10 protein-coding genes are annotated in these 13,246 nt (G+C 59.4%); 7 read left to right on the top strand and 3 right to left on the bottom strand.

Annotated elements, in window-relative coordinates; translation table 11 throughout:
- Window positions 1–91 precede the first annotated feature (91 nt).
- Window positions 92–364 (top strand): DUF6555 family protein, encoded by a 273-nt coding sequence (locus ACSAMW_RS02795; protein WP_168081371.1) that lies wholly within the window; start codon window positions 92–94, stop codon window positions 362–364.
- A gap of 217 nt (window positions 365–581) precedes the next feature.
- Here the strand turns inward: ACSAMW_RS02795 and ACSAMW_RS02790 are convergent, their stop codons facing one another.
- On the bottom strand, window positions 582–1,550 hold the full coding sequence (locus tag ACSAMW_RS02790; protein ID WP_500592563.1) for a hypothetical protein: 969 nt from the start codon (window positions 1,548–1,550) through the stop codon (window positions 582–584).
- 814 nt (window positions 1,551–2,364) lie between these two features.
- Complete coding sequence (locus ACSAMW_RS02785) at window positions 2,365–3,843, bottom strand: alginate export family protein (RefSeq protein WP_500592562.1); 1,479 nt, start codon at window positions 3,841–3,843, stop codon at window positions 2,365–2,367.
- Between the two features lie 296 nt (window positions 3,844–4,139).
- Here ACSAMW_RS02785 and ACSAMW_RS02780 point away from each other — a divergent pair, with 296 nt between their 5' ends.
- The 5 genes from ACSAMW_RS02780 to ACSAMW_RS02760 all read left to right on the top strand — a co-directional run bounded on the left by ACSAMW_RS02780 (window position 4,140) and on the right by ACSAMW_RS02760 (window position 9,118).
- Complete coding sequence (locus tag ACSAMW_RS02780; RefSeq protein ID WP_500592561.1) at window positions 4,140–4,724, top strand: cyclodeaminase/cyclohydrolase family protein; 585 nt, start codon at window positions 4,140–4,142, stop codon at window positions 4,722–4,724.
- Window positions 4,725–4,851: 127 nt separating this feature from the next.
- Window positions 4,852–5,394, top strand: coding sequence for an isochorismatase family protein (locus tag ACSAMW_RS02775; RefSeq protein WP_500592560.1), 543 nt, complete (start codon window positions 4,852–4,854; stop codon window positions 5,392–5,394).
- Window positions 5,395–5,398: 4 nt separating this feature from the next.
- Window positions 5,399–6,361, top strand: a complete 963-nt coding sequence (locus ACSAMW_RS02770) for a GlxA family transcriptional regulator (protein WP_500592559.1) — start codon at window positions 5,399–5,401, stop codon at window positions 6,359–6,361.
- A 127-nt stretch (window positions 6,362–6,488) separates the two neighbouring features.
- Window positions 6,489–7,910, top strand: a complete 1,422-nt coding sequence (locus ACSAMW_RS02765) for a sugar porter family MFS transporter (RefSeq protein ID WP_500592558.1) — start codon at window positions 6,489–6,491, stop codon at window positions 7,908–7,910.
- A 176-nt stretch (window positions 7,911–8,086) separates the two neighbouring features.
- A complete protein-coding gene (locus tag ACSAMW_RS02760) occupies window positions 8,087–9,118 on the top strand; it encodes a GGDEF domain-containing protein (RefSeq protein ID WP_500592557.1) in 1,032 nt (343 codons plus the stop codon).
- A gap of 980 nt (window positions 9,119–10,098) precedes the next feature.
- On the opposite strand, the gene ACSAMW_RS02755 is transcribed toward ACSAMW_RS02760, so the two are convergent.
- Window positions 10,099–10,947, bottom strand: a complete 849-nt coding sequence (locus ACSAMW_RS02755) for a flagellin domain-containing protein (protein WP_500592556.1) — start codon at window positions 10,945–10,947, stop codon at window positions 10,099–10,101.
- Window positions 10,948–11,274: 327 nt separating this feature from the next.
- Here ACSAMW_RS02755 and ACSAMW_RS02750 point away from each other — a divergent pair, with 327 nt between their 5' ends.
- Entirely contained in the window at window positions 11,275–13,227 is a 1,953-nt protein-coding gene (locus tag ACSAMW_RS02750) for a putative bifunctional diguanylate cyclase/phosphodiesterase (protein WP_500592555.1), read from the top strand.
- Window positions 13,228–13,246 lie beyond the last annotated feature (19 nt).

The raw sequence follows: 13,246 nt of genomic DNA, 5'->3' as shown, positions 1-13,246 counted from the left end.
AGCGGCAAACACCGTTTAGTAAATCCGATGGAATTTTGCGCGCCTTTGAATGCTCCGTTATGTCGGTAATGATTAACGGGATCGATTGCACATGCCTAGCCCTACGCTTTTCGTCATCGACTACTGCCTGCACGGTGTAGCCAAAAACTTTGTAATCCGCCTCGACCGCATGGACAACGCCGAAGCCTGGCATTGGGCAAGTTGTGATGCAGGCGTGGGGCATATCCCACGCCACCGTCACGACAAGATCAAACGCACGTCCAAACCTATGGCCGAGAAATTCGGCATAACGGACGTGCGCTGGCGTGCCGCGGGCATGCAGCCTCCTCAGGAAGCGCCTATGGCTGACCGCGCTGCAGGCTGATGGTTGTGGCGGCCAGCCCATACGCCTGAGCGGGAATAAAGTCCCGGCTTGTGAACACGCCGGGACTTTGCCCAGTTGCCACTTGCCCAAGCGGTCATCGCTTGTTGGCTACCGGGTCTGACTAACAAGACAAGGTGCAATCTCTAAGAACCTGGCCGGGTGGTGCGTTAAAAAAGGCTGGCCAGGCGTACCGCTACATACCTGTCTGCTATACCGTTCATTTCAAAAGGCTGGCGCTCACCATGTCATGCATCGCTGTGTCGATGTCGGCGATATTTTCCTTTTGAGTAGCTGAGCGTACGTTCAGCCCTATTGCCCGGCCTACCCCACTCGACCTGATCTCGTTCATGAGTTGAGCCTGCTTCAAACCCCCTAGCCTCGTGTCGCTTTCGCGAACGGTAGTGGCGAATTGTTCGCTCGTCGTTTGCATGGGTGGAGATACGCCTAGCAGCTTCTCAATCCCCCCTTCCGGATGCCCGATGAATGCTTTGAGCTGGGCGAGCTTGAAAGCATGCATCTGTTGGAACATTTGAGTGATAGGAGTATCTTGGCGTAACGCATTCAGTAACTTCTCCACACCTCTGGCCATCACTTCGGCGTCCGATTGATCGAGCACGGTGCCTTCGGGCGTAGGCATAATTTCCCCCGACGAACGGCCGGAGTCCTCAGCCAGCACTGCCGGCCCCTTGTTCCAACCATCCCAAACGACATCTTCCTGTTCTGGGGCGCTATTGTGCACGTGCATCCATGCGTGCGGGTATGGGTGATCCGACTCCATCACCGCGACCGTTTGACCATCCCTCAGCTGTGGGCCATGAGCTTCCATACCTGCCCGCGTAAAGTCATCGCAAACGCCTGACTTTGCGTAATAGGCGCAGGCTGCCATGATAATGCTACGACCCATTGTAAAATAGCGGTCGTTATTGCCTTTGGAGATATCTCGAATTTCTTCAAAGGGAAGCAAGGCTTTCAATCGCGCGCCTTTGCTAGGATCAGGTTCTGCCAGTGCAGCAAACAGCTGTTTACCCAGGGCCTTCGCTGATTCATGAGCAGCATACTCAACTACGTTTAAATTACCGTCATCAGAGAGCGCATTCGCAGGCTTTAACTTTGACCTCGTTATGGCGAGGGAAGACTGACCAGCCTTAACAGTATCCAATTCAAGGCCATGCAGTGCCTTGTTCAATGAAGCGCGCCCCCGCAGGTAGCCTGCCAATTGTCGCCCAGCGGGCGTTAGCCTGTTCGAGCCGGGCGTCGTATCTCCTGGGGCTGGATGGACTAGATCCCCTGAATCAGGCGGCGTGGCAGAAGGCGAATGGTACGCTTTGACGGCCTCAATATTTTCAGGGGCCAACATAGGCATATGATGGGTAGGTCGATTGATATTTATGGTAGCTCTCCTTAATCAAAGAAATTCCGACATTGATTAGAAATTTACAGAGTAGGTGGCTCTGGAACGAAATGAGGTTCCATCAGCGTTGTCACTTCCCTTGACTTTGAATTCGCGACATCGCGTATATAGATCTGTAGCGATGCAGCCACACAAGGCTGAAGGTACATTTACTATCGAGCCGGCCTGAACCCGTAGACGAGAGAACCTTTTTAGGCAAGATCAGCGTGTTGCCGTTGCTCTGGAAGCGGGGTGAGCTACCTATGGCTCAATTGCTTAGGCATTACTCAGCAGCGAATGCACATGGCTCATTTGGGTAATCATTAAGCCGCTGTTCGGGTGCATTCTCCACGCTGCGAAGAAGAACGCGCGAAGTACGTCGGCTATGCTCGTATCCAGCCGCCCTGCTGGGTGGTGGCTGGAAATTGCAGTTTCAACTAGTCGTATTACAGGCCAGTGCCCCAGCTTCCCTCATGGCTACAGCGCTGCTGTATGGAGGGGTACAGGGGCTGTCTTCCACATGCCGATAAAGCCTTGCGTCTAAAGCTGAGCTTTAGACGCTGAGGTGACCTAAGGTTACCTTCGGCTGTGCTGCAGGCGGTATGAATAATCAATACCGCCAGATCACATCCACAAACGCCCGATGCATATAGCTGTCCACCTGGCTGCCATAGGCATCGCCCGGCTTGAATACGCCGCCACGCAGGCGTACCAAGGCTGAAGGCTCATCGATGGACTGGCTCAACGAGGCAGGCAGCAGCCCCTGCTTGAAATAGCGGGTGACCACCAGGTCCACTTCCTGGCCCAAGTCTTTTTCACCATCACGTAACGGCAGGCTGCTGGCCGATATCAGGTCGCCTGCGTCGTCATACTGGTTGTCATAGGCCGCCACACCGCGGCTGGTGATCCCTTTGTCCCCGTCCACCCGCCAGAAGCGGTGGTAGATCAGGCTGGCGTCGTAGTCTTCCTGCACGGTCAGGGAGCCGAACAGCGTGGCGGCCTGAAGGTTGGTGGCATCGCCTCGGAAGGCCTCGCCGAAGCGATGTACCCGGGAGTCGATACCGGTAAAGGTGGAGCGGTTGCTTTGCAGGCCATTCTGCTCGTAGTCGCCACTGGCACGTGCGTAGGCACCGCCCACTTGCCAGCTAGGGTCCAGGCGCAAACGCAGGCCCAGGTCAGTGGCCCAACCGTTTACATCATCGTGGGTAGAGGCCTGAGCTGGCAGGTTGCCGTTTCTGTCCAGGCGGTTGGCCTTGTCCCTGTTACCTTCCAAGCCTGTCAGGCTGGCCCAGTAATTCCACGTGTTGGTGTTGCGGCGCGCGTTGTAGGCGCCGCTGCTGGCCTCGATGCCAAACCAACTAAGGTCGCCATTTTCGGTCTTGTCCAGCGGATCCTGGGCCTGGCCCACCTGTGGGTAGTCCAAGCGGCCATTGTCGCGGGTATGGTGCGCCCTCACCCCTATCCATTGGCCGGGGTTCCACTGCCACGAGGCATCGGCAAACAGGTGGAGGCGGTCCTTGTCGGTGGGCGACAGCGCGTTCAGGTCGGTGCGGTAATCGCTGAAGCGTTGCGCGGTCCCCAGGTTGGCCTTCAGTAGCGTGGTGTCGAAGGTCCACGCCAGGGCCTCGATATTGGTGTCGCGCCACTGACCATCATCATTGCGCAAGCGCTGGCGGCCAAACTTCAACTGTTCGCCTGGGTAGGGGGTAAGCCCTCGGTAACCCACCCAGAACTCCCGCAGCGCCAGGTAGCTTTTCTTGGGCTCACGGTCGCTGTTGCTGGCCTGGGCCTGGGCGCTGGTGTCCTGCTGAAGCGTGTCGGTTTCCACGATATCCGTGGCCGTAACGGCTTGCCCCATGGCATAAGCGCTCCAGGCACCGCGCTGGGCATAGGCCCAGGGGCGTACATCCAGGCCCAGGCCATTGATGTCACCGTGGGCCGCCGTACCCAGGTCACGGTCACCCTCCGATTGCGCCGTGGCCTTCAGTTCCAGGCCAAACTGGGTGCCATCCAGTTCCGCTGCCGCCAGTGGCAGGCACCCCAGCACTGAACACCCGAGGCCGACGCTGGCCGTGACCCATTGCTTCATATCTATCTTCACCCCTGGTCTAGGCTTTGTACGGAAGGTGGCTGCGCTTGGCCATGCTGTGTCAAAAGCCAGCTCGGAATGCTCATTTACAACTAGTAAACCCGAGTGCGGGCCCAGTCCGCTTTCTCGCTGGCTTTTTCCTTGCCTGCGCGGCCCGGCCTGGCCTTCGCTCGCCGACCTTTCGTACAAACCCTTGTCTTTATTCGTCGCCCGATACCCCTCAGGCTGAGCGGCGGCGATAATAGCCCTCGGCCACTTTGGTGAATAGCCGGCTGTATCAATAAAGGAGCTTTTTTATGAGTAGCGATACCGTATGGGCTTGGCCCCTGGCGCGCTTTCGTGATGCGCTGGCGGGGCTTGAACCCGTGCCCAGCTGTGGTGCCACTGCGGCGGTGTGCGGTGATCTTGGCCTTGCACTAGTGGCCATGGCCTTGGGCAAAAGCCACGAGCGCCAGGGCACATCTCAAACACGCGCCTTGCTGGACGATGCTCAGCGCAGGCTTCCTCAGCTAGCGGCTCATGCCGATCAGGACATGCGTGCGTTTGGTCGCTTTATCCAGGCATTGCCCCATACGTCCGCTCAGGACCCGGACCGCCAACAGGCGGTGCGCCGCATGACCGAAGGCGCGTGCCAGGCGGCGGAGGATGCCCAGCAGGCCCTGGAGTTGGCGGTGGCCGCCCTGCCCCATGTGGCCGCAGGCCTGCAGTGTGATGTACGGGCAGGCGGCATGATGCTACATGCCAGCGTGCAAGCCTTGTTGCTTAACGTGGCTGAGGACCTGCCTTTGCTTAGGGACGCGGCCGTGTGCGAGGCGATCAGGTCGCAGCACGCTGCGCTGTCCCAGCGAGCGTCCGCCGCTATGAGTGCTTTGTGCCCTTGAGCGGGCGTTGTGGGCTTAAGATGTCCGAATCGGTCCGCATTGGGTCCGGTCCGGGCCTCTGACGTGTGGGCACAGTCCCTACACTGGCAGCGCTTGGCCCCGACACTAGCCCCTTTAAGGAACTATCATGACCCGCAGCGCCCTGCTTGTTATCGATGCCCAGGAATCTTTTCGTCATGCGACGTACTGGTCCGAAACTGACCTGCCCCACTACCTTGATCGCCAACAGGCGCTGATCGATGGTGCGGTGGCGAAAGGCATACCGGTGATCCAGATTTTCCATAACGCGGCCCAAGGGCCCTTTTCCCCAGAGTCGGGCCATGTAAGGGCGCTTGAAGCCCTGAACATCAGCCCTGCGGTTACGTTCCACAAGCATTACCACAGCGCCTTGGCCGGTACGGGGCTGGGAGCCTGGCTTGCCCGACACGGCATCAGCCGCCTGCTGATCAGCGGAATTCGTACCGAGCAATGCTGTGAGACCACCGCCCGTCACGGATCAGACAGCGGGTTTGAGGTCGACTACGTCAGTGAAGCAACCCTAACCTTCCCCATGACTCACGCGCGCAGTGGGCGCACCTACACCCCTGCGCAAATAAAGGAACGTACCGAGTTAGTGCTGGAGGGCCGGTTCGCACGCATCGCGACCGTGGCTCAGGCACTGGAGGGCTGACACCTTGAGCATTCCTGTGCTGTTCGTGCTGCTGCCTAACGTGCTGATGCTGGACCTTGCCGGGCCGGCAGAAGTATTGCGCCTGGCTTCCCAAGCAGCCGACGGCCCGGTGTTCGACTTGCAGTACGTGTGCCCTGTGCCTGAGGTGCGCACGTCGATCGGGCTACCCTTGAGTAACCTTGGTCCGCTGCCGGAAACCCTGGCACCGGACACCATGGTGGTGTTGCTGGGCGCCAGCGCGCCGTATGACGGCGGTCTGCGCCATGAAGCAGAACAGGCTGACGCGGCTGTGATCGCTTGGTTGCAGCGCACCGTAGCGCCTGCAGGGGTACGGCTGACTTGTATCTGTGCGGGCGCCATGAACGCGGCGCGCGCCGGGCTGCTCAATGGGCGCCACTGCACCACGCATCATTCACTGTGTGACACCTTGCAGGGGCTGGCGCCCAACGCCAAGGTGCTGGAGGACAGGTTGTATGTGATCGATGGGCCGGTGAGCACCAGCGCAGGCATCACAGCCGGCATTGACCTGATGCTGCAGGTATTAACCACGTACGCCGGCCCGCAACTGGCCTGCGCCGTTGCCCGCAACATGGTGGTGTACCTGCGGCGTGCGGGTGCAGACCCGCAACTGTCGCCCTGGCTCTCCGGGCGCAACCACCTGCACCCTGCCCTTCACCGTGTCCAGGATGCACTGGCAGCTCACCCTGCCGATGACTGGTCCTTGGAGCGTATGGCTACCTTGGCTTGTACCAGTAGCCGTCACCTTGCGCGCTTGTTTCAAACCTACACCGGCGCCAGTGCCTTGGACCACTTGCATCGGCTACGCGTCGCCTTGGCCAAGCAGCTGATTACCCATTCCTCACAAGGGTTGGAAACCATTGCCCAGCAGGCGGGTTTTGGTTCGGCCAGGCAACTGCGCCGCGTGTGGGCCCGATACGACCCGGTGCCTCCTTCCGCTTACCGCTGACACCCCCGCAGTTGCCACCTGCCTGCCTGCACCGCCTACCCCATGGAACTACCGCCGTAGACACCACCCTAATGCCCCACGATCTGCCAGCACAGCGCTGGTCTACGCTTGAGGATGGTGCATTTCAATGGTTTCAAACACCCTTACGCCTGCTACTGGGCAACACGCGGATCAACGTGCCAGTGCAGGCAGGTTGATCTTTATTTCAGTGCTGGTGGCCACCATGGGCGCTCTTGCGTTCGGGTACGACACAGGGATCATTGCAGGCGCGTTGCCCTTCATGACCCTGCCCATCGACCAGGGCGGGCTGGGTTTGAACCCCGTCACCGAAGGCCTGGTCACGGCAGCCCTCATCATCGGTGCAGCGGTAGGTTCGCTGGCCAGTGGTTATTGTTCCGACCGCTTCGGTCGGCGGCTGACCCTGCGCTTGCTGTCTGTGCTGTTTATCGCAGGCGCCTTGGGCACTGCCCTGGCCCCGGACATCAACCTCATGATTGCCGCGCGGTTCGTTCTGGGCGTCGCCGTCGGCGGCGGGTCGGCCACCGTGCCGGTATTCATTGCTGAAATCGCCGGGCCCTCTCGGCGAGCGCGGCTGGTCAGCCGTAACGAGCTGATGATCGTCAGCGGCCAGTTGCTGGCGTACGTGCTCAGCGCCGTAATGGCGGCCGTGCTGCACACCCCTGGTATTTGGCGTTACATGCTGGCCATTGCCATGGTGCCTGGCGTGCTGCTGTTGATTGGTACGTTCTTCGTACCCGCCTCACCGCGCTGGCTGGCGTCCAAGGGCCGCTTTGACGAAGCCAAGGACGTCTTGCAGCAATTGCGCGACACGCCCGAGGCAGCACAGCGTGAAATCGACGAAATGAAGGCCCAGGACGAGCAGGCCCGTCACCGCCCCAAGGCGCGCGAACTGTTGCGCCAGCGCTGGGTGATCAAACTGTTGTTTATCGGCATTGGCCTTGGCTTCACCGCGCAGCTGACGGGCGTGAATGCCTTTATGTACTACACGCCCATCATTCTGAAGAACACCGGTATGGGCACCAACGCTGCGCTGACCGCCACCATCGGTAACGGTGTGGTGTCTGTGATTGCAACGCTGCTCGGGATCTGGGCGATTGGACGCTATGGCCGTCGCCATTTGCTGATGACCGGGTTGGTGGTGGTGATCCTGATGCAGGCAGCCCTGGGGTGCGTGCTCCAGTTCATGCCTCAGAACCTGACCCAGAGCTACACCGCCCTGGCGTGTATTCTGGTGTTCCTGCTGTTCATGCAAATGTGCATTTCGCCCGTGTACTGGCTGCTCATGTCCGAGCTGTTCCCCGTACAGGTGCGAGGCCTGCTGACCGGAACGGCTGTGTCGTTGCAATGGCTGTTCAACGCATCAGTGGCCTTTACGTTCCCGCTGGCAATTTCAGCGCTGGGCAACCCTACATTCTTTGTATTTGCGGCCATCAATATCGGCTCGCTGATTTTTGTGTTCTTCTGCCTTCCAGAGACCAAAGGGAAGTCCCTTGAGCAGATTGAAAAACATATGAAGCGAGAACTTTAGCCCTGCTTATGCTGCGCACTGGCGACAGTCGGTGCGCAATCGTCTTTATCCTGTCGTTCCCCCCCAGGTTTTACACCGCAAAGGTGACGAATGCCCGGCCGTTGGCCGTCAAGCTCCTTCCCTTCTTGCCGATAGACCATACGCAGCTCTTTGCATGTTTTCAGCGAGAACTTTGGATGGACACCCTATCACCCAGTGACCGCGCCCACGTGCTGCAGCATGCTACGGCGCAGTTCTGGATGCACATCGTACCGATCGTAAGAATGGCTTTCGCCATTCACGGGGTGCTGTTTTTCTTATTTTTAGTGCTGGGTATAACACCGCTATTCATAGGCAATGGCCTGAGCCTGGGGACCTATGTGCTCTCCCTGAAATGCATCGGGCAAAAGCGCTTTCAAATGGCAGGCTTTTTGATCAGCATGGAGATCATTGCCCATGCGGCACTTGCTACCTGGGTGCTGGGGTGGGAAAGCAACTTCTATTTTTACTTGTTCTGTATCGTTCCGCTCCTCACCTTCAGCTTTCAGGGTGCGCCCATCAGGCGCCTTTTCCTGAGCTTCTGCATTCTAGTCGTCGCGGTGGGGGGCTTCGCTCTTCGTGACCATATCGGCAGTACTTACGGTATCAGCCCAGGCGCGCTGAATGCGTTCGGTATCATCAATACCTTTATAGCCATCTGCCTGCTCTTTCAGGCCACGGCCTTGCTGGTGGGGTACGCACTGTCCATGCAACTGGTGCAGTTTCATAGCGCGAACCGGGACAGCCTGACCAACTTGTATACGCGAAGGCGCATTCTTCAGCAGGCGCGACAGTTGCCATCGTCTGTTCCGGTATCTCTCGTCTTGATGGACATCGATCATTTCAAACAGATCAACGACCAGTACGGTCACGACGAAGGGGATCTGGTATTGCAATGGGTGGCACAGGTGATCACTGATAGCGTGCGTGACACTGACATGGCGGCGCGCTGGGGTGGTGAAGAATTCCTGTTGCTGATGCTCGATACCCCCGCTGCAGACGCCCAGCACGTGGCTGAACGTATTCGACAACGGCTGCAGGACACCACAGTGCGCCATAGGGTGACAGTGACCCTAGGCATCGCCCAGCTTCAACCGGGAGAAGCGTTCAGCGAGGGGTTTAACCGAGCCGACCGTGCGCTGTACGTGGGCAAGCGCGAAGGCCGGGATCGGGTGGTCATGGCTGACTAGCTCAAGGGTGGAATATTGGGGACATTCTCGGTATCTGCCCATCGAGTTCCCGGCTTCCGCCTTCGGCTCCAACCGGTCCCACAGCAACCGAGGCTGGCACCGATCTCGTGTAGGAGTTCGCGTAGCGGACGAACCAGGCCAGCCGCTGTACCGCAGGGACCCGTTCCCGGTCTCCGCCTTCGGCTGCACCCGGTCCCACTGCAGCCAAGACCGGTACCGATCTGGTGTAGGAGTTCGTGTAGCGGACGAACCAGGCCAGCCGCTGTACCGCAGTGACCTGTTCCGGTCTCCGCCTTCGGCTGCACCCGGTCCCACTGCAGCCAAGACCGGCACCGATCTCGTGTAGGAGTTCGCGTAGCGGATGAACCAGGCCAGCCGCTGTACCGCAGGGACCTGTTCCCGGTCTCCGCCTTCGGCTGCACCCGGTCCCACAGCAACCGAGGCTGGTACCGATCTGGTGTAGGAGTTCGCGTAGCGGACGAACCAAGCCAGCCGCTGTACCGCAGGAACCTGTTCCCGGTCTCCGCCTTCGGCTGCACCCGGTCCCACAGCAACCAAGACCGGTACCGATCTCGTGTAGGAGTTCGCGTAGCGGACGAACCAGGCCAGCCGCTGTACCACAGTGACCTGTTCCGGTCTCCGCCTTCGGCTGCACCCGGTCCCACTGCAGCCAAGACCGGCACCGATCTCGTGTAGGAGTTCGCGTAGCGGACGAACCAGGCCAGCCGCTGTACCGCAGGGACCTGTTCCCGGTCTCCGCCTTCGGCTGCACCCGGTCCCACAGCAACCACGACTGGCGCCGATAATCCTGTGGGAGTTCGCGAAGCGGACGAACCTGTATAGTCGCTATACCGGGGCGGCCCGTTCCCGGTCTCCGCCTGCGGCTACACCCGGTCCCACAGCGAACAATTCTGGGCATGGCCCGCAACGCAAAAAGGGTACGCCGTGGCGTACCCTTTTTGTTTCCAGCCGAGTCGGTCTTACTGAAGCAGTTTCAGTACAGACGACGGGATCTGGTTAGCCTGGGACAGGATCGCGGTGGAAGCCTGTTGCAGGGTTTGCTGCTTGGTCAGCTCAGCGGTTTCAGCGGCGAAGTCCACGTCTTGGATGGTGGAACGCGAAGCCGTGGCGTTTTCGATGATGTTGCTGATGTTGCTGATGGTGCTTTCCAGACGGTTCTGCTTGGCACCCAGGTCAGCACGGGTGTTGTTCACAGAGTTCAGTGCGGCGTCGATGGCGGTGATGGCCGAGTCGATGGCGGTGTGCGCAGCGCTGACGTCCGAACCGGTGATGGCAACCGAGGCTACACCCAGGCCAGAGGCCGATGCGTCCAGGCTGATGCCCAGGTCGATGTGCTGGTCGGAACCGGTCATGGCGCCTACCTGGAACTGCAGGGCGGAAGCGGAACCGTCCAGCAGCTTCATGCCTGTACCGAAGGTGGTAGAGGTGGAGATACGGGTCAGTTCGTCGCTCATCTGGCCGAATTCGGACTGCAGGGCGGTACGGTCAGCCGAGCTGTTGGAGTCGTTGCGGGACTGAACAGCCAGTTCACGCATACGCTGCAGAATGCTGGTGGTTTCCTGGAGCGCGCCTTCAGCGGTCTGGGCGATCGAGGTGGCGTCGTTGGCGTTCTTGGTGGCGACGGTCAGGCCTTTGATCTGGGTGGTCAGGCGGGTAGCGATCTGCAGGCCAGCAGCGTCGTCTTTGGCGCTGTTGATTTTCAGACCCGAGGACAGGCGAGTCATCGAGGTTGCAGTGGCAGACGAAGCCTTGTTCAGGTTGTTCTGAACGGTCAAGGAAGCGATGTTGGTGTTAACGGTCAACGACATGGTGCAAACCTCAGGGTCGATTGTGGAGTACGGCTTCCGGCCCTGGCTGTTTGGAAATGGCCCGGAGAACCTATGCCCTAGTTATCGTCGCCCTGTGCGATTGCTTGAGGCCGAAGAAGCGTGTTTTTAAAAAAAAGAGGAACAAGACTGCTATGCGCTACGTCGGCATGGCCAGCAACCCCCCTACCTACTTTAGTTGCCGGCAGGTGCTTGCCTAAAGAAACAGGCCTTCCAGGCCGATACACGCGCAATACGGCACGAACCCGACGCTGGGCCGTGCACGAACATTACCCTGGCAAACACTGCAGGCAACGGGGATTTACAGGAATGAGCAAACGTTTGATGGGAAAGCTGTTGGCGCTGATCTCAGTGCCAGGCGACAACCCGCGCCTGCTCGTAGCGCAATTCGGCGCGCTGTCCCGGCAATTGCCCATGATGTACATGGTCCTGCTGATCAATACCTGGGCGCTGGCGTTTACTCATTGGGACAGCGCCCCTCAATGGCTGGCCCTGTGGATTCCGGTGCTGCTCACTTTGGTGTGCGGGGCCCGGTCGGTGATGTGGTGGCAGATGTCAGGCAACCCACCACCGGTGCCAGTGATCAGGACCATGCTGGCGCGCACCAACCGGTTGGCAATCTTTATTGCCCTAGGCTTTACCGCCTGGTCCCTGGCCTTGTACCCGTACGGCAATGCCTATGCCCAGGCCCATGTGGCCTTTTTCATGAGTATCACGGTGATCGTGTGCATTTTCTGCATGATGCACCTGATGCCCGCCGCGTTAATCACGACCATGGTGGTCAATATTGGGTTCGTAGTGTTTTTTTCCTCTACCCGAAACCCGACTTTCATTGCCACGGCCGTCAATATCGTGCTGGTGTCCGTGGCTTTACTGGCCGTATTGCAGAACAACTACCGCACGTTTACAGGTTTGATCAACGCCCAGGCCCATACCGAGCAGCTCAGCAATGAAAACCTGCGGTTGGCGAACCTGGACAGCCTCACAGGGCTGCCCAATCGCCGCCAGTTCTTCACCGCGCTTGACCAGGCCCTGGCCTATGCCCACAAACGCCATCGCACACTCGCCGTGGGGATCCTTGACCTGGATGGTTTCAAGTCCGTGAACGACTTGTATGGGCACGGCATTGGAGACCGGTTGCTCATGTCGGTGGGCCAGCGGTTGCAGGCATTCGCGGACACCATTACGCCGGTTCATGTGGCCCGCTTGGGCGGGGATGAGTTTGCGCTCATTGTTGGCGGAGGCCGGGACGATGCCGCGCTCACTGCGCTGGGGGCTGACCTCTGCACCCGCCTGAAGGAAGAATTTGTGATCGCGGGTATGTCCATCCAGGTCGGCGCCACCTTGGGCATGGCCACGTACCCCCATACAGCCCATGACGCTACTCAACTCTTTGAATACGCCGACTATGCGCTGTACCAAGGGAAGCGACATAACCCAGGGGCCTTGTGCTTGTTTTCGGCCGCGCATCACACGCAGTTGCGCCATGACGCCATGACTGAACAGGCCCTGCGCCGTTCCCAATTCGGTAACGAATTTTATGTGCAATTTCAGCCCATCATTGATGCGCGTACGCGCGTGACAGTGGCGTTCGAAGCCCTGGCACGGTGGACCAGCCCGGAACTGGGGCGCGTCTCACCGGCCTGCTTTATTCCCATTGCTGAACGCAGTGGGCTGATCAACCGCCTGACCCTGGCCTTGTTGCGTACGGCACTTGACCAGGCCAGTACCTGGCCTGCACCCATCCGTCTGGCATTTAACCTGTCCGCCCATGACTGCGCCAGTGAAGACAACGTGACCAGCATTCTGGAGGTCATTAGCCAAAGCGGGTTCGCCCCTGAGCGGTTGGATCTGGAAATCACTGAAACCGCCATCGTGCAAGACGTAGGCGAGATGAAGCGCGCCATCGCACGCCTGCGGGCCTTGGGTTGCGGCATTTCACTGGATGACTTCGGTACGGGATACACCAGCCTGGGCCAGTTGCACGCGCTGCCACTGACCAAGCTGAAAATCGATCGCAGCTTTGTCAGCGATATCCAGCACAAACCCGCCCACTACAAGATCGTCAAATCCTTGGTCGCCCTTACCCAGGACATGAACCTGGAGTGTGTCATCGAAGGGGTGGAAACCGAAGAAGAGTTGGCCGCCCTCACCCAGCTAGGGTGCACACTGGTGCAAGGCTTCCTGTTCAGCCGCCCGTTGGGGTTCGACGATACACTGGCCTGGCTAAACGAAACGGCCCTGCAGCACCCCGCAGCATGATGCCGCGAGGCACGGCGAG

This window comes from Pseudomonas sp. AB39(2026) (assembly GCF_059831485.1).
The sequence above is the reverse complement of the archived record's forward strand: the minus strand, read 5'-3'. Positions and strand labels throughout refer to the sequence as shown.